Source organism: Rhizobium sp. BK491, from assembly GCF_014194925.1.
In the GTDB taxonomy this organism is placed as follows: domain Bacteria; phylum Pseudomonadota; class Alphaproteobacteria; order Rhizobiales; family Rhizobiaceae; genus Rhizobium.
In genome coordinates this window covers 458439-474597 of sequence record NZ_JACIAR010000001.1, presented here as the reverse complement: position 1 = coordinate 474597, position 16159 = coordinate 458439, and the positions used below count along the sequence as shown (strand labels likewise).

At 60.7% G+C, this 16159-nt stretch carries 13 protein-coding genes; 7 read left to right on the top strand and 6 right to left on the bottom strand.

Annotated features, from left to right (window positions below; genetic code table 11):
* Positions 1–76: 76 nt before the first annotated feature.
* A complete protein-coding gene (locus FHX05_RS02425; RefSeq protein ID WP_112398361.1) occupies positions 77–403 on the top strand; it encodes an RcnB family protein in 327 nt (108 codons plus the stop codon).
* A 139-nt stretch (positions 404–542) separates the two neighbouring features.
* On the opposite strand, the gene FHX05_RS02420 is transcribed toward FHX05_RS02425, so the two are convergent.
* Positions 543–7223, bottom strand: a complete 6681-nt coding sequence (locus FHX05_RS02420) for a hypothetical protein (RefSeq protein WP_183870560.1) — start codon at positions 7221–7223, stop codon at positions 543–545.
* 492 nt (positions 7224–7715) lie between these two features.
* Here FHX05_RS02420 and FHX05_RS02415 point away from each other — a divergent pair, with 492 nt between their 5' ends.
* Both FHX05_RS02415 and FHX05_RS02410 read left to right on the top strand, forming a co-directional pair.
* The gene (locus FHX05_RS02415) at positions 7716–8084 is read left to right on the top strand and encodes an Hpt domain-containing protein (protein WP_112606362.1); all 369 of its coding nucleotides are present in this window, start codon (positions 7716–7718) and stop codon (positions 8082–8084) included.
* Positions 8085–8232: 148 nt separating this feature from the next.
* On the top strand, positions 8233–8553 hold the full coding sequence (locus FHX05_RS02410; RefSeq protein WP_015340086.1) for a 2Fe-2S iron-sulfur cluster-binding protein: 321 nt from the start codon (positions 8233–8235) through the stop codon (positions 8551–8553).
* Positions 8554–8992: 439 nt separating this feature from the next.
* On the opposite strand, the gene FHX05_RS02405 is transcribed toward FHX05_RS02410, so the two are convergent.
* Entirely contained in the window at positions 8993–9616 is a 624-nt protein-coding gene (locus FHX05_RS02405; protein ID WP_183871171.1) for a DUF922 domain-containing protein, read from the bottom strand.
* A 178-nt stretch (positions 9617–9794) separates the two neighbouring features.
* On the opposite strand from FHX05_RS02405, the gene folP reads away from it, so the two are divergent.
* The 3 genes from folP to folK all read left to right on the top strand — a co-directional run bounded on the left by folP (position 9795) and on the right by folK (position 11521).
* Positions 9795–10577 (top strand): dihydropteroate synthase, encoded by a 783-nt coding sequence (gene folP, locus FHX05_RS02400; RefSeq protein ID WP_210294818.1) that lies wholly within the window; start codon positions 9795–9797, stop codon positions 10575–10577.
* 61 nt (positions 10578–10638) lie between these two features.
* On the top strand, positions 10639–11010 hold the full coding sequence (folB, locus tag FHX05_RS02395; protein WP_112398356.1) for a dihydroneopterin aldolase: 372 nt from the start codon (positions 10639–10641) through the stop codon (positions 11008–11010).
* Positions 10994–11521 carry a 2-amino-4-hydroxy-6-hydroxymethyldihydropteridine diphosphokinase gene (folK, locus tag FHX05_RS02390; protein WP_210294795.1) on the top strand — a complete coding sequence of 176 codons (528 nt, stop codon included), beginning with the start codon at positions 10994–10996 and terminating at the stop codon, positions 11519–11521. Before folB ends, folK begins: the two co-directional genes overlap by 17 nt.
* 74 nt (positions 11522–11595) lie before the next feature.
* Here the strand turns inward: folK and FHX05_RS02385 are convergent, their stop codons facing one another.
* The 4 genes from FHX05_RS02385 to FHX05_RS02370 all read right to left on the bottom strand — a co-directional run bounded on the left by FHX05_RS02385 (position 11596) and on the right by FHX05_RS02370 (position 15417).
* Positions 11596–12147, bottom strand: a complete 552-nt coding sequence (locus tag FHX05_RS02385; RefSeq protein ID WP_112334718.1) for a hypothetical protein — start codon at positions 12145–12147, stop codon at positions 11596–11598.
* 104 nt (positions 12148–12251) lie between these two features.
* Positions 12252–13331 (bottom strand): TIGR01620 family protein, encoded by a 1080-nt coding sequence (locus FHX05_RS02380; protein ID WP_183870558.1) that lies wholly within the window; start codon positions 13329–13331, stop codon positions 12252–12254.
* On the bottom strand, positions 13328–14803 hold the full coding sequence (locus tag FHX05_RS02375; RefSeq protein ID WP_183870557.1) for a YcjX family protein: 1476 nt from the start codon (positions 14801–14803) through the stop codon (positions 13328–13330). The genes FHX05_RS02380 and FHX05_RS02375 overlap by 4 nt, the downstream gene beginning before the upstream one ends.
* A 122-nt stretch (positions 14804–14925) precedes the next feature.
* Complete coding sequence (locus tag FHX05_RS02370; RefSeq protein WP_183871169.1) at positions 14926–15417, bottom strand: histidine phosphatase family protein; 492 nt, start codon at positions 15415–15417, stop codon at positions 14926–14928.
* Positions 15418–15698: 281 nt separating this feature from the next.
* Between FHX05_RS02370 and dksA the strand changes: the two genes are divergently transcribed.
* Positions 15699–16118, top strand: coding sequence for an RNA polymerase-binding protein DksA (dksA, locus tag FHX05_RS02365; RefSeq protein WP_015340076.1), 420 nt, complete (start codon positions 15699–15701; stop codon positions 16116–16118).
* Positions 16119–16159: the final 41 nt, after the last annotated feature.

The window sequence follows — 16159 nt, the reverse complement described above, 5'->3', positions numbered from 1 at the left end:
GTAATTCGACTGTCAGATGCGTTTCATGTCTGTCACGGTAAGTTCGCGTGCAGATTCTGAAATGAGGAAACAACCAATGAGAAAAATCTTCACTGTCCTTCTTGCTGCATCCGTCCTCGGTATGCCGCTGGCTGCGACAGCGCAGGTCAAGCCGGCTCCCGCCGGCAAGCAGGCCGTTGTTCAAAAAGAGGCGGTGAAGAAGAAGGTCGTTATCCGCAAGGGCGGATGGGTCAAGGGGCGCCGCCTGTCGGCCTCCGACCGCCGCCGCGCCACGGAAATCGACTATCGCGCCTTTCAGCTATCCACGCCTCCGCGCGGCTATCACTGGGTTCGCCTCAAGAACAGCTTTCTCCTCGTCGGCATTACCAGCGGTTTGATTTCGAAGGTGCATGAAGCCAGGTAGGCCGGATGGAGCTACCACCAAGCAAACCAAGGGCGGCCGAGAGCCGCCCTTTTCGTGCCCAAAACTTATGGAGCAGCTTGAAACAAAAATCCCCGGCATCTCTGCCGGGGATCGAGCGTTCGTCTCTTATCTATCAATCTCAGTTCAGGCGGCCGGCTGCGTGGGCCAGCATCGTGTAGACCTTGCCGGTATCGGACGTGAGATAGGATTGCGTGACGGTGCGATCGCGATCGGTACGCGCGACATCGGCCAGCAGCTTTTCGAAATCGGCGATGTAGCGATCGACTGCGGTACGGAATTCCGGCTCACGGTCATATTTGCGCTTGATCTCGTCGAAAGTCTGCTGACCCTTGAGCGTATAGAGCCGGCGGGTGAACACGTCACGTTCGCCGCGCTGGTAACGGCGCCAGAGATCGACCGAGGCGTCATGATCGATGGCGCGGGCGATATCGACCGAAAGCGAGTTCAGCGACTCCACGACATGGCGTGGGTTGCGTGCGGCGGGAGCAGGAGCCTGTTCCGCCGGGGCTTTTGGTGCCGGTTGGCGGGCCGGCTGCAGACCGGCATTTTCATCGCGCGACGCGCCACGCAGCAGATCGCTGATCCAGCCGCCACCGGCCGCTTCCTGGCGAGCAGGGGCTGCTGTTTCCGCCGGACGCTGCGGCTGCGCTACCGGTCGCTCGGCAGGGAGTGATCCACGCAAGCCGAGGGACTCGATCGAAGGCTGCTGCGGCTGTGGTGCCGGGCGCTGTACGGGCTGCTGGGCGACCGGCGGCTGTGGCGCCGGTTGCTGCGGAGCAGGTTGTTGCGGCCGCGGGGCAGATACGGCGGGCTGCGGCCGTGGAGCAGGCTGTGATTCGGCCAGCGCGCGAGCGGTCGGCTCGGAAATCTCCAGCTGCTGCGTCGAGCGGCCGACAATCTGCGAGATGTCCTGCAGGGCCTTGATCTGTTCGGCAACGGCGCGACGCATTGCTGCAGCGCTCTCCTTTGCTTCTTCCGGAAGATCGAAGGCACCGCGCTTCAGTTCGTTCCGGGTGAGGTCAAGCTCGCGGCGGATATCGCCTGCCGAGCGGCGGATCTCATCCGTCGCGCCGGCGAAGCGGCCGATCGCGTCATCGACCGCAACGCGCAGGGTCTCCCGCAGCTGTTGGGCAGCGGTATCCGAGGTCTTGCCGGCGTCGGCGAGCATCTGCTCGACCTCGGACAGCGAGGCCGTGAGGCCGCCGCGCAGTCGATTGGTGAGATCGCTGGAGCGGCGCTCGGCATTGGCGAATGTATTCTCGACAGCCTGATTGGCTTCTTCGCCCGCCTTCTGCAATGCAGTGCGCATGTTTTCCGCCGCATCTTCGGCGCGCTTCTCGGCGTCTGAGAGAACGCGGCCGATATCGCCGAAGGAAGACTGCACGCTCTGGCGGAGGTTGCCGGTCACCTGGTTGGACCGCTGTTCCGCCCGGTCGAAGGCCGTTTCCACCATCGAGCCGAGGGCGCGCATGGTGTTCTCGATTTCTTCCGAGCGCTGAACGAGGCCGACGGCCAGGTTCTGCAATGCCGTCTCGCGCTCTTCCAGCGTCGATACGAGGTTCGACTGGGCAGCGCCAAGGAGCTGGGATGCTTGTGTCAGCACCTTGGAGTGATCGTCGAAACGACCGACGATGCTGCCAACCTGCGACAAGGTCTGGCCGGTAATCTCAGACAGCTTGTCGACCTTGCCTTCGAGAAGGCGGCTGGAGGCCGAGACCATCTCGCCGGCCTTCGCGGCGGATTCGGCGAAGCGCGACGAGGTTGCCATGAGGCGGTCATCGACGTTTGCGAATTCGCTTGCGGCATTGGACAGCAGTCCGGCGATCGCCGAGTTGTTGTCCGCCAGGCGGGCGATGATGCCGTTGACGCTCGCAAGCAGGTTGTTTTCGAGTGTGCTGACCGTGTTGACGGCGTGCTCAGTGCGCGACGAGATCGCATTGATGAGCGCGGCATTTTCAGCGCGCAGACGTTCCGTGCTTTCCTGAGCTGCCGCCGTGATGAGAGCGGCCGCCTCCTGACCCGTTGCGGCATAGCGATCGACGATCGGGCGAGCCTTTTCGTCGATGAGGCGCGAGAGTTCGGTGGAGCGCCCAGCCAGCATCGAATTCAGCTCGCGCGTGCGCTCGTCGAGCGAGGTGCGGATGGAGGAGCCACGGGCTTCCAGGGCCTTGTCGACATCGGCAAGCGTGCTGTCGATTTCGCGGGCGCGTTCCTCCAGAGAGCTGCGGATCGCCGTGCTGCGCTCGTCGAGCGCGCGCTCGACCTGCGCCATGGTGGAGGCGATTTGCTCGCTGCCGCCGGTAAGCGTGTTGCGGATGGCCGCGCCGCGGGCTTCCAGCGACTGTTCGGCCGAAGAGAGCGCCTGCGAGATCGTATTGACCTGGCTGCTGACGAGGCCTTCGGCTTCGGCAACCTTGTTGACGATCGCGTTGCCTGCTTCCGAGAAGGTCTGGGCGACGGCCGCAGCCTGGCTTGCCAGCCGGTTCTGCGTTTCCGAGACGCGGTTGACGAGCTCGTCGGAGCGCTCGCTCATGGCACGCGTAAAGGCATCGCTATGGCTGCCGAGGTTCTCGGCGAATTGCTGGCCGGTATTGGCGAGCAATTCGGCCGTGCGGGTTGCTTCCGTGTCCATGCCCTGCGCGGCGTCGGCAACGGCCGTGCGCAGCGTCGTTGCAAGATTGGCAGCCTTGCCTTCGATCGTGCGGTTGACCGCTTCGAGGCCGAGATTGAGAGCGCGATCCATGGTCGAAAGGCGCTCTTCGATGCGAGCAGCTGCCTGGCTGCCGCTGTCGTCGATCTTTGCCGCGCCACTCGCCAGCGTATCGGAGAGGCGGTTGCCGGCGATATCGACCTGGGCGGCAACGCCAGTGACGCCTTCGTTGATGCGATTTTCGAGCGCCGAAAGGCTCGCTTCGACGCGCGAACCGGTCTCGGCAAAGCGGTTCGTCATGCCGTCGATCGACTGGTTGAGGTTGGATGAGAAGGTTTCGGCTGAGCGTGCGATATCGCCGGCGGCCTGCTGGATACGGCCGGCAATGTCGCCCGCACCGCTGTTCAGGCGCTCTTCCAGCGTCCTCGCGCTGGCGTCGATGGTCTGGCGCAGCGAAGCCTCACGGTCCTCGAGCGACATTTCCAGCATGCTGGCGCTGGTGGCAATCGAGGTGCCGATGGCGGTCGTCTGTTCCATCAGCGTGTTGTCGATCTGCGCGTGGGCATCGCGCAGGGCAAGGTTGATCGCATTGCTACGGTCTTCCAGCGTGGAGCGCATACGCTCATAGGCCGAGGCGAGGTTCTGATCCATCTGCGACAGACCGGCGCCGAGCGTGTTCTCCAGCTGGCGGGTCGTCGTGCCGAGAACGGTTTCGACGCGATCGCTGTTGGCGCCGAGCATTTCGGAGAGAGTGTCCGTATGGGCGGTGAGCGAGCGGTCGAGGCGTTCCTGGTTTTCGCTATAGGCAGCACGGATGGCTTCCGCCTTGTCGCCAAAGGCTCCGGCAACGCGGGACTCAGCACCGGAGACGCTGTCGAGAAGTGCGTTGGCGCGTTCCTCCAGAGCGCTTTCGAAGCGGTTCTGGTTTTCTGCAAGCGAGATTGCGAAGGCCATGCTCTTGTCGTCGAGCGTGTTGGTCAGCGCCTCGTGGCCGCTGGTGACGGTATGGGCTATAGCCTTGGCGCTGTGAGAAAGAGTGTCTTCCAGCTTCGCATGGCCTTCCGAAAGAGCGACGGCGAGCGCCATCGTCCGGTCGTCTAGGCTGTTGACGATCTTGTCGTGAGTGCCGGCGACAGTTTCGGAGAGGGCGTCGAGACGGCTGGATACCGCATCCTCGAGGCGTGACTGGGTGTCCGAAAGCGAAATGGCAAGAGCCATCGCCTTGTCGTCCAGTGCGTCGGCCAGCGCATTGTGGTTGCTGGTGAACGCATTCGTGATCGCCTCGGCGCGATTGGCAAGCGTTGCTTCGAGACGCGACTGGCCCGAGGTCAGCGCATCGGAAAGCGCCCGTGTCTTGCCGTCCAGCGTGTCGGCAACGCGATCGGCATGGCCGGAAACGGTATCTTCCAGGCGGGCCTGGGCTTCCGACAATGCGATGGCGAGCGCCATAGCTCTGTCGTCCAGCGCTTCGGCCAAGGCATTATGATTGCCTGCAAATGCCTTGATGATGGCCTCGGCGCGGTTCGCGAGAGTTTCTTCAAGACGAGTCTGTCCGGAGGTCAGCGCGGCGGCGAGGGCGCTGGCCTTGCCTTCGAACGTGTCAGCGACACGGTCTGCGTGACCGGAGACGGTTTCCTCCAGCCGAGCCTGGCTCTCGGAAAGTGCGATGGCGAGCGCCATCGTCCTGTCGTCGAGGGCATTGGTGACGCTTTCGGCGTGACCCGAGACCGTGCTTTCGAGACGAGCCTGACCCTCGGCCAGCGCGCGTGCAAGTTCCGTCGTCTTGGCGTCCAGTGTGCCGGCGACGTGTTCCGCATGGCCGGAAACCGTGTCTTCCAGCCGGGCTTGGCTTTCGGAAAGCGCGATAGCAAGCGCCATCGTCTTGTCGTCGAGCGTGTCGGCCAGCTTGCTGTGAGTATCGGCCATGACGCCGGTGATCGCGTCGGCGCGGCTCGCAAGCGTGTTTTCGAGGCGCAGCTGGCTTTCGGCCAGCGAAATGGCCAGCATCGAAGTGCGTTCGTCCAGGGCGGCGGTCAAATGTTCGTGGGAACCGCTGACGGCGCTGGCAATCGCTTCCGAACGCTCGGCAAGCGTCTGCTCGAAACGGGACTGGTTATCGGCCAGCGCGCCGAACAAGGCATTGCTGCGGGCCGCCATCACGGCATCGACCCGTTCATGGGCAGAGCTCAAAGCCTGCGTGATCTCGTTGGTGCGAGCAGAGAGGGTGTTGTTGATGTCGTTGGCCCTGCCGGTGAAGGCCGAGGTGAGTTCTTCCGTGCCGCTTTGCAGCGCGGCGGAGACATCGCGCGTGACACCCTGCACGGCGGATGTGAAGGCACCGGCATGCGAGGCGAGCGTGGTGTTGAGTTCGCTCGTGCCCGAGGTCAGGGCGGAAGAAATGCCTGTCGTGGCGTTCTGCAGCGCCGAGGTGATCTCGTTCGCCTTGGAGCCGATCGCGCTTTCCAATACTTCCTGGCCGGTTGCCAGCGTCGTTGCGAGAGCGAAGGACTGGTCGGTGAGATGCGAACCCAGGCGCTCGATGCTGGAGGTCAGGATGCCTTCCAGGGCATCCGAATTGCTGCCGAGCGACTGATTGATGCGGGCAAGGCTTTCCGAGAGCTTGGTGTCCAGGGAGCCGGCGCGCTTGTCGAAGGCGGAGGTGAATTCCGACACGCGGTCATCGAAGGTCGTCGAAAGCTGGGCGATCGTCGACTGGAAGCGTTCTTCGAAGAAGCCGGAGCGCAGGTCGAGATCCATGATGGTGTCGTCGGCTGTCGACTGCAGGCTTTGACGGAAGCTCGCGCCTTTTTCGTCGAGCGCCGTGTTGAGGCGGGACAGAACATTGTCCAGCGTGCCCGTGATGGACCGCTCGCCGCCGCTGAGGCTTTCGCTGATCTCCTTCGTGCGGGCCACCAGCGTTTCGTTGAGCTGGCGTGCACGTTCGTTCAATGCGGAATTCAGCTTTTCGGTGTTTGCATCGAGCGTCGAGGCGCGCGTTTCGAACTGGCCAAGCAGGTCCTTGCCGCGGTCGGCAAGAGTCGACGACAGAGATTCAAGACGGGTATCGAACTCGTGGCTGAGAGCGAGGCCTGAAGCGTTGAGGTTCTGCAGCAGGCTGTCGGTCTTGGCGGAAAGCAGGGTGCCGAGGGTCTGGACCGCAGAATCCGACTTCTCCATCAAGGCGGCTGCTCGCGTATCGATCATCGATGCGAAAGCTTCGCCAGAGGTAGACAGGCGTACGGCGATTTCTTCGGTCGCCAGCGACAGGTCTTCCTTGATCTGATCGTGCACGCCTGAGATCGAGGAGCGGATACGCTCGGCGTGATTGACGATGGCGTCACGTTCTGCGCCGAGTTCGTGGACCAAGCCGCGCACGCGCAATTCGTTGTCGGCGTAGCTGCGCTCCAGCGCATTGACCTCGGAATGGACGAGGGTTTCGAGTTCCGTTGCGCGTGCAATGGTGCGCTCGATGCCTTCGTTCATCGCCGAGACTTCGCGGCGAACGGCCTGACCGACCGTCATGATGCGCTCGGAAGCAATGGTTTCCGGCTCGACGAGACGCAGGGCGACTTCCGCCATGGAGCGCGCTGCATTGCGCATGTCGTGCGCACGCGAGATCATCATGCCGAAAGCATAGAAGAGCAGCACCGGAACGATAATGCCGACGATGCAGGCGATGACGCCCGGAAGGGCGGCAAGATCCGCGATGGAATGAATGTTCCTGATCTGGGTGCCGTAAAGCATGAACGCGAGGCCGGCGCCGCCGATGATCCAGAACAGCGAAAAGATCGTGGCGTTTCGCACCGCATGGCTCTGCGAGGCTCCGTCGAGCGCTCTCAATATGCTTGCGGAACTTGCCCTGCTGCCGTCATTGGCAGCAGCGAGGTTCGGATTCTTCGGCGCCTCGGCAGGGCGGGGCGGAGTGGCAGGGGCTGCGGCGCTGCGCGCTCCGCCATTCTTGCGGGCGGCATCATCCTTGGTCTGCTTTATCGGCTGTTTCGGCGGCTCAGACACATTTTGCTCCGGGATATCGGGCGTAGTTCCGCTGCGAGACTCCAAGCTCTCGTCACTGAAATCGATCTGCAAAGCTTCGTCCAATGCCTGAAAGGCCTTGTCCTCGACCGACTCGATGTACTTTTTGTTCGCCATGCGGTTACGCCTCGTTACAACTCACTCGGGCTTGCCGTGCCTTTTCCGGTAATTCCGCCGCGTCCGGAAAAGACGAACCCTGCCTCCCGTGGGGTCTTCCGCCTTCGATCAACACCGAGCTTGGATTTCCCATTACATTCAGAGTGGATAACTGGTTTTTCAAACGGATGTTATGAAAACATTACCATCATCCACTTCCGGGGCAAAGGCATGTGCCATCCACCCAATTTACCAGTATCGTAGTGACACATTCCCCCAGTCATGACAATTAATTCCACCTTAAAGCCAGTGGATCGTTAAGGGGCCATTAACCCTGTTTGGCTGTTCAATGCGATGAAAACCCAAGATTTTGAGCATGTTTAACGCACGTTAACCATGTCCCGAGTTTTCAGCCCTTAATGTGCCAAAATTTAACTCGATGGCCATGTCCGGGCCGCAACTATGCGGCAGGTTCCTAAAACAGACACAGATAAAAGACTGGAGCATTGGCACATGGCAGCTTTGAACATCGCATTTGAATCTCCGGACAATTCGCGAGGCGCGGCTCCGTCGCGGGAGCGGGCGATCGATCTTGTCCATCTCGGAAAGCAGACGATGGGTGATAAGGCGCTGGAAGTCGAGGTGCTGCAGATGTTCGCAAGGCAGGCTCGTTCCTGCCTGCAGGAGATTGGCAGCGGCGATTTTAAACGCATGGAAGCTGCATCGCACAAGCTGAAGGGGGCTGCCAGCTCCATTGGCGCCTTTCGCGTGGCGGATGCGGCCGGAGCGCTCGAAAGCAACGTCGGCGACGCCGCTCGTATGGCAGCGGTTACAGCCAGCGTTATCGAGGCCGAGAACTTCATTTTGAAGCTCTCGCGCTAGGCCAAGCGTTCGAACAGCAAATCTTATCCAGTCTTCCGCCGCCAGACGGGATAATCCGTTTCGGCGGCGCAAATGTTGACTGCTCCAGCGAATTGTTGGAAGTAAAATTCCGATCGTCCTTCATTCAAGCAATTCGGAATTCACCCACATGACCAAATTGACCATCGTCGCCTTCGACGGCACGCGCTTTGACCTCAATGTCGACGAGGGCTCCACCGTGATGGAAAATGCAGTGCGCAACTCCGTTCCGGGTATTGAAGCGGAATGCGGCGGCGCCTGTGCCTGTGCCACCTGTCATGTCTATGTCGATGAGGAATGGACCGAAAAGGTCGGCGGCCCGGAAGCCATGGAAGAAGACATGCTCGATTTTGCATTCGACGTCCGTCCGAACTCGCGGCTTTCCTGTCAGATCAAGATGAAGAGCGCGCTTGACGGGCTTGTGGTGCATGTGCCGGAGCGCCAGGCTTGAGGCAGCGCTCCAACGCGCCTTGCGCGATTCCTCGGCCAGATCTCCTGTAGGCGCTCGTCACGCAAAAAGATGCCCCGCTCAGCCGGTGCAGCGAGCGAGGCGAGGCGGGCGCATCACCACAGGCAAGGGAGGAAACACCTGCGGCTTCAGGACGCGCCAGGAGAACACTTAGCGCATGCTTCGAAAAACAAACCCGACTGCGCCGAAGAGCGAATAGACCCGCCGACGCAGGCACTCGAAATCGATCCTTACGAGACAACCGCCCGGCCTTTTTCGAATCAACCAGCGCGTTTGTCTCTATAATTGATAGGAAAAACCTATTTCAGATTCTCGTAAAGTTCAAAGAGCAGCGAGATCGTACGATTCACAGGATATAGTGACCTATTTCCCACAGCCGTCGTTACTCGATCGCTTTTTGCGCTGAGAGCAGCTCTTCGGACTACTGCGAATTGCCTTGTCGGCTGCGATAGTAGAGCAGCCTCTGCATGCGGCTCGAAAAATTGAGCGCTTCTATGCGGTCGAAGCGTGCCTGATCGGCGTCGTGCCGTTCGGTTTCGCGCGATGTCACTGCGTTTGCCCGTTCCTGCAGCGTATCGCAATTGCTGGCGGGTGGCAGAGCCAGGATCTGCTTTTCCATCTGCCGCGCATGCTGGCGGGCGATTTCGACATGCCGGTCTTCGTGGCGCCGGATATCGCCGGTCAGGGTATCCCAGATCACGGAAAGCTGCTTGCTGGCGCCCCGCCGATCCCGCCAGCGCGGCAGGATGATTTCCGTATCGACCGTTACCTTGACGCTGGAGATATGGCAGCGGCCGTTTGATTCGCTGTAGGTCGCACTACCGCCGAAGCGGATCTTGGTTGCGCCGGGATGGTGGCTGCTTGAGCCTATCGCTAATGGCCCGCGCTGATTCAGGGCTGCATCGAGCTCGTCGGCGGTGCTTCCCTTGATGTCGAAATAGGAAGTTGACTTGCGGGCGATGACTTCCGCACCGGCCACACCGGGTATGCAGACCGCGAGCAGCAATGCACACGAAAGACTGAACTTATGGGATGCAAGCGGCATTCGTGTCGCTACCATGTTGAACTTCTGTAAACCTTGCGGCATAGCCACTGTGAGCGCAATATCAAGCGCAAGGTTTTTTCCTTTTCAATGGGATGGACAGTTCGTGACGGAGCTTCACAGCCAAAGCTGGCATGTCGCGCATGGCCGCAGTATCGATGTCGGCGGGCAGAGCGTCATCATGGCTATCGTCAATGTGACGCCAGATTCCTTTTCCGACGGCGGTCATTATGAGGCCGTCGATGCGGCCGTTGCCCATGCGCTGGCTTGCGTCGATGACGGGGCCGCCATTATCGATATCGGCGGCGAATCGACCAAGCCGGGTGCTGTCGCCGTCAATGCCACCGAGGAGCAGGGACGGGTACTGCCTGTCATCGAAGCCCTGCGCGGGAGTACCGATGCCCTGATTTCGGTCGATACCTACCGCGCCGATACGGCGCGGCTGGCGATCGGAGCGGGTGCCCATATCGTCAATGATATCTTCGGCCTGCAGCGCGAGCCTGACATCGCCGCTGTGGCCGCACAAACGGGCGCCGGTCTCTGCATCATGCACACGGGCCGCAACCGGCAGAAGCTGCCTGATGTCATCGATGACCAGCTTTTCTTTCTCAATCGCTCGCTGGAGATCGCAGCCGCCGCAGGCGTAGACAGACGGACGATCGTGCTCGATCCTGGTTTCGGCTTCGCCAAGGAAAATGCCGAGGAAAATCTGGAGCTCATGGCGCGTTTCAACGCTCTGCTGCGCTTCGAACTGCCCCTGTTAGTCGGCACTTCGCGAAAGCGGTTCATCGGCACTATAACGGGTCGCGAAGCAGCTGATCGCGATGTTGGCACCGCTGCAACCAGCGCAATCTTGCGATTGCAGGGAGCTGCGATATTCCGCGTACACAATGTCGCAATCAATAGGGACGTGTTGGCCATTGCGGATGCTATTCTCGCGACGCGGGCGAGACTTAAAACATGATGCTCGGATCCAAGGAGCGGTTTTCGGACGCGATCGCGCCTGTTCGAAACGGAGATACGCCATGAGCGCTGTGACATACACCATTACTCTTCAGAATTGCGCCTTCTTTGCCCGGCACGGCGTCCATGACGAGGAGGAATTCCTCGGCCAGCGCTTCTTCGTTGATGCCGAACTCGATGTCGAAGCCGGCGATGCGCTGGAGCGCGATTCGATCGACGATACCGTCAATTACGGCGTCGCCTTCAGCGTCATCGAGGAAATCGTGACAGGTCGCCGGCGTTATCTGATCGAGGCGCTGGCGCTCGATGTGGCCAAGGAGCTGTGCCGTCGTTTTCCGAGTATCCGCCGGGCCAAAATCACGGTACGCAAGCCCAATGCCCCGGTTCCGGGCGTTCTCGATTATGTACAGGTGAGCATTGAGCATTTTGCCTGAGGGTGCAGCCGTGCGGACGACGCTCGGTTTGGGCGGCAATCTGGATAACCCCGTCCACGCCATGGCGCTCGCCCTGCGTACGTTGGACGCGCGCGCCGATTGCCGGGTGGTTTCGGTGTCGCGGCTTTACCGCACGCCGCCCTGGGGCAAGACGGACCAATCCTTTTTCTACAATTCCTGTGCTGCCGTCGATACGACACTCTCGCCGGAAGCCCTGCTCGACGTATGCCTCGACATAGAGCGGCAGATGAAGCGGGTGCGGATCGAACGCTGGGGACCACGCACGATCGATATCGACGTGCTGACCTATGGAGATTTGGAAAAGGCCGAGCCGTTGCTCACCATTCCACATCCGCGAATGGTCGAGCGTGGTTTCGTGCTGATGCCGCTTGCTGATTTTGCCGCCGATCTCGTGGTGAAGGGCCGCACGATCACCGACTGGCTGCAGGATGTTGATATCGAAGGTATCGAGGTCGCGGACGAAAGCCGTGACTGGTGGCGGACAGCCTGAACTGGACCCCATGGATATATAAAGACAAAGGCCGGCAATTGCCGGCCTTTGTCTTTATGGATTCTCGTTCAACGCTATTGGATCGACCCGACCGCCATCTGGTCGACGTCTGCACGCTTCAGTGTGACGCCGATAACCGGGACCATCTGATCGCCGACCTTCACGGAGATTGTGACATTCATCGACTTGTTGTCCGCAACGCGGGCGATCATGGCGCCGTTGAGCTTCTGGCGGATCAATCCGAGAACGACGGTGTTATCGTTGACCGCGCCTGATGTCACGTCGAGGCCCTTACCGGCTGCGCCATCCAGGAACTTTCCGCTGTAGGAACCGCCATTCTGCGTGATCTCGGCCGACATCGGCTGCTGGAAGACGCCGACGCGGCAGGTGCCGTCGAGCTTGACGCCGGCGCTGCCGCCATCGGATGGCTTGCCCGTGAGATTGCAGGTGAACTTCGTGCCCTTGTACTTGCCGGCGACGATTTCGCCGGGGCCGCTCCAGGTACCGGAGATCGACTGGAAGAAGGCCTTGTCGCGGGGCGCCGCGTCGGCCGACTGCACCCAGGCGCCGGTGAAGATGGCTGCGGCTGCAAGGCTGCTTACAAGAAGAAATCGACGCGAAAACATGGACATTCCCTAGCGAGGCGGAACCGTGAAACTGATTGTCACTTTTGCCGCAGAATGGTTAATGCTTGGTTTCCTGAATGCCGAAGCGCCTGATTTTCAGGTCCTCATGCAGGATTGCGGCCGCCTACGCTCGGCGTGAGGTCGCCGGCAAAATCGGCAATACCGGGACGCTTGAGCGCCTTGAAGGGGAGCGGCCGGCAGAGGTCCATGGCGGCGATGCCGATTCTTGCGGTCATCATGCCGTTGACGACGCCCTCGCCAAGACGCGCCGACAGTTTCGACGCCAGGCCGTGGCCGATCAGTTGCTGGACGATGCTGTCGCCGACTGCGATGGAGCCGGTGACGGCCAGGTGGGCGATCACATCGCGCATCAGCCTGACCATGCCGAGCGTTCCGGGTCTACCGCCATAAAGCTCGGCCATGGCGCGGACGAGTCTCGCCGCTTCGTAGAGAACGTAGAGAATATCGACGAGGGCACGGGGACTGACGGCAGTTACCACCGATACCCGTTTCGAGGCACCGAGAATCAGCGCGCGGGCGCGGCGGTCGAGCGGGCCGAGCAGCTCGCGTTCGGCGAGGTCGATCAGTTGCGGCGCATCGATGATATCGTCTTCTGCCGCCTTCAGGGTCGCGCGGCCTCTTGCCGTGTCCGGATTGGCTTCCAGAATGGCGCAGAGTCGCTTGACCAACGCTTTGGCGCGCGCCGGCCGGGTTTCGACGATGGCGGCGTCCGCCTCTGCCTTGATGCTCTGCACAGCAGCGAGCCGCATCATTCCGGCCGTCTCGCGAATGACGATGGCAAACACGGCCAGGATGCCGACGGCCACAACTGCAAGGGCAGTATAGCCGAGCCAATCGGCCCGGCTGAACAGGTCGCGGATGAGCTGATCCGTCCAGAGGCCGAAAGCGAGCGATACCAGAATGCCGAGCGCGCTGAGTGCCACCTTGCCGAAGGAAAATCCTTTGCGGCGTGGCTTTGCAATGGCAGTTGCATCCGCATCGGCACCGAGGGCCGGATTGATGAACGGATCTTCCGCGTCGGGCGTCAGCACGATATCGGTATCGAAGCTCTGCGGCTTGCGAACCGCTGGCGCAGTTGCCTCTTTTTTGGAGGTTTCCGGTTCCACCGCGAAGGCGCCGGGACGACGATTACCGTTCGGCTCGTTTTCGGTCGATTTCGTCATGCGAGGCGGTCTCCGAACAGGAACTGCATGGCGCGGTCGAGGCGGATATGCGGCACCGAAAGCTTGATGCCTTCCCCGGTTTTTTCCAGCTCCGGCGGACGGAACCGCACGACATTCACTTCGGGCAGATGGACCTTTGCCCCATTGGCTTCAAGGGCTTCGAACAGCCAGCGGGGATTTTCCGGGAGATCGCCGGGGAAGACCGCTGTCTTGCGATGACCGTCGAAGGTCTCGCCGGCGATGGTTTCGCCGTCCATCGGCGTGCCGACGATGACGGGAAGCGTTTGCGCATCGCGGGTCACGGTTGCCTCGCGGGTCGCCCGCACCGAAGCGATGGCCATCACATCGATGCCGGCTCCGGCCATGCCGATGCGCTCAATGGCGCGATCGACGAGACGGCGTGTCAACGCCTCCAGCCGATCGTGACTTTCATGATGGAGATGGTCGGCCTTGGTCGCGGCCACCAGCACACGGTCGATGCGGCGGCCGAGCAGCGAGGAGAGGAGGGAGTTGGTGCCTGGACGGAAGCAGGCGAGCACATCCGTCAGGGCCCGTTCGAGATCCTGCACCGCTTCCGGTCCGCGGTTGATGGCCTGCAGGGCGTCGACCAGAACGATTTGGCGGTCAAGCCGGGCGAAATGTTCGCGGAAGAAGGGTTTGACGACAACGGCCTTGTAGGACTCATAGCGCCGCTCCATCATCGCCCATAGCGACCCTTTTGGCGCATTGCCCTCGGAAGGCAACTTCAGCGGTGCGAAGGTGAGGGCAGGCGAACCGTCGAGATCGCCGGGCAGAAGGAAACGGCCGGGGGGCAATGTGGAAAGCGAACGTTCGTCGGATTTGCAGGCTTTCAGGTAGTCGGCGAAAGCCGTGGCCAGATCGCGCGCCTTCATTTCATCCGCGGGTTCAGCGATATCTGCCGCTTCCGTTATGCCAAGCCAATGACGTGACAGTTCGGCACGAATGCCGGTCTCCGCCAGCGCCAGCGTCTCCTCGCTGAAGGTACGGAAATCCTTGGCGAGCAATGGCAGGTCCAGCAGCCATTCACCCGGATAATCGACGATATCGATCGAGAGGCGGCCGGGCGAGAACAGGCGGTTCCAGCCGCTGGCGCTTTGGTAATCCAGCGTCAGGCGCAGCTCGGAAATCGCCCTTGTCGAATCCGGCCAGACGCGGTCTTTCACGAGCGCGCGGATATGATCCTCATACTGAAAGCGCGGCACGGCGTCATCGGGCTGCGGTTCGAGACGAACGGCGGAGACACGGCCGGACTGCACCGGCTCGAACAACGGCAGACGTCCGCCATTCAGGAGATTATGTACCAGCGAGGAGATAAAGACGGTCTTGCCCGAACGGGAGAGGCCCGTGACGCCCAGACGAATTGTCGGATTGACGAGACCGGCGGCTCGATCGGCCAGATTGTCGAAGGCGATGAGGGCGTCGTCGGTAAAAGAGGTCAGGCTTGGGGGCAAGACGGGATCCCTGGATGACAGCGTGACCGTGAATATAGGGATGGAAACTTGCGCCGAAAAGATGAGCGGATATGTGTCTGCAATCAGCGGCGCCGCCGTTGCGGCCCATATCGCCGAAGTCTCTATTCGGTGACAAAGTCGAGCAGTACCCAGCCCGATGGCGTCGAATCGACAACGGCAAGACCGGCTGTCGGAAATCCGCGTGGAAGAGCGCTGGCCAGAGCATCGCGTCCAATCAAGGCCGCAAGCGTCAGTTCGATGACCGGGTTATGCGCGACCAGCATGACCGACTCCTGATCGGTCTGCGCAGCGATGAGTGACAGATAGATATCCGGTGAGCCGTTATAGAGTTCGTCGACGAAGCGGAACTCCGTCGACGGCGTGACGACGCGGCGTATAGCCTCGGCGGTCTGGCGGCAGCGCAGGGCGGTGGAGGAAATGACAAGGTCGGGCTTGTAGCCTTTATCAGCCGCCTCGTCGGCGACAATCTCGGCCGCGGCGTAGCCGTTGTCGCTCAAGGGACGGTCGAAATCTTTTTGGCCGGGTGCAGGCTGCATGGCCTCGGCGTGGCGTAGAAGATAGATCCGGGAGGGCGGCGGCGAAATGCTGATCATGGCAAGATCTCGAGGCTCGATTTCACTCATGAGGTAACGTCTCTTCATTGGTGCCGTCAACTGCTGCGCGATCTGTCAGAAGGCGAAATGCTCCATCATCACGGGAAGGTTACGAAAGACGCGAATCTGGCTCGATGAGAAGAAGTGATGAAAAAATAGACCCTTAGCTGAATTTTATGACAAATTTAAAAATCAGTTGACAGCATCTATTTGGCTTGAATCGGCACTATCGGTTGGGATATACAGCCCAGCCATATGAGATGTTCTTCAGGAGAATCGCGTTGAGTGAGAAGATCGATCTTAGCAATTATGTGCCCTCGGAAGACGAGGAGTTCATGAATCTGAATCAGCGAGCTTATTTTCGAGCGAAGCTGGTGGCATGGAAAAACGACATCCTTAGAGAAGCGCGCGAAACCCTGGATCATCTGGCGGAAGAAAGCGCAAATCATCCTGACCTGGCCGATCGTGCCTCTTCTGAAACAGATAGAGCCATCGAGCTTCGGGCTCGCGACCGCCAACGTAAACTCATTTCCAAGATCGATGCCGCATTGCAGCGCATTGAGGATGGCACGTACGGCTATTGTGAAGAAACCGGCGAGCCGATCGGCCTGAAGCGTCTTGACGCTCGCCCGATCGCAACCTTGTCGATCGAGGCGCAAGAGCGTCACGAGCGCCGCGAAAAGGTTTACCGCGACGAGTAGTAACAGCATCGGTTTCGACCGGCTTAAATAAAAGCAAGGGC

What these genes read in the sequence shown, in the direction of transcription:
- folP (WP_210294818.1), top strand. Translation starts at nt 9,795, where the DNA reads ATGGCTATCGTCAATGTGACGCCAGATTCCTTTTCCGACGGCGGTCAT.
- FHX05_RS02405 (WP_183871171.1), bottom strand. Translation starts at nt 9,616, where the DNA reads ATGCCGCTTGCATCCCATAAGTTCAGTCTTTCGTGTGCATTGCTGCTC.
- FHX05_RS02415 (WP_112606362.1), top strand. Translation starts at nt 7,716, where the DNA reads ATGGCAGCTTTGAACATCGCATTTGAATCTCCGGACAATTCGCGAGGC.
- FHX05_RS02420 (WP_183870560.1), bottom strand. Translation starts at nt 7,223, where the DNA reads ATGGCGAACAAAAAGTACATCGAGTCGGTCGAGGACAAGGCCTTTCAG.
- folB (WP_112398356.1), top strand. Translation starts at nt 10,639, where the DNA reads ATGAGCGCTGTGACATACACCATTACTCTTCAGAATTGCGCCTTCTTT.
- FHX05_RS02425 (WP_112398361.1), top strand. Translation starts at nt 77, where the DNA reads ATGAGAAAAATCTTCACTGTCCTTCTTGCTGCATCCGTCCTCGGTATG.
- FHX05_RS02370 (WP_183871169.1), bottom strand. Translation starts at nt 15,417, where the DNA reads ATGATCAGCATTTCGCCGCCGCCCTCCCGGATCTATCTTCTACGCCAC.
- FHX05_RS02380 (WP_183870558.1), bottom strand. Translation starts at nt 13,331, where the DNA reads ATGACGAAATCGACCGAAAACGAGCCGAACGGTAATCGTCGTCCCGGC.
- FHX05_RS02385 (WP_112334718.1), bottom strand. Translation starts at nt 12,147, where the DNA reads ATGTTTTCGCGTCGATTTCTTCTTGTAAGCAGCCTTGCAGCCGCAGCC.
- FHX05_RS02410 (WP_015340086.1), top strand. Translation starts at nt 8,233, where the DNA reads ATGACCAAATTGACCATCGTCGCCTTCGACGGCACGCGCTTTGACCTC.